At 50.8% G+C, this 238-nt stretch carries 1 protein-coding gene; it reads left to right on the top strand.

The annotated features are described in order from the left end of the window. Positions 1-238 (top strand): lyase family protein (locus NE609_RS17430; RefSeq protein WP_256153255.1); only part of this gene is annotated, 238 nt, incomplete at both ends.

The raw sequence follows: 238 nt of genomic DNA, 5'->3' as shown, positions 1-238 counted from the left end.
CCATTTCGGCCTGACTTCACAGGATATCAACAATACAGCGGTTCCCTGTTCGTTCCGGGATGCCGTTCACGATGTCTATTATCCTGTCATCGACGAACTGATCGCCAAACTCGAAGAGCTGGCCGAAGAATGGAAAGAAGTGCCGATGCTGGCCAAAACTCATGGACAACCGGCTTCTCCTACCCGTTTAGGGAAAGAGCTCAAAGTATTCACTTACCGGTTGAGCCGTCAGTTGGAG

It is taken from the genome of Anaerotruncus sp. DFI.9.16 (assembly GCF_024461615.1).
GTDB lineage: Bacteria > Bacillota > Clostridia > Oscillospirales > Ruminococcaceae > Anaerotruncus > Anaerotruncus massiliensis.
The sequence above is the reverse complement of the archived record's forward strand: the minus strand, read 5'-3'. Positions and strand labels throughout refer to the sequence as shown.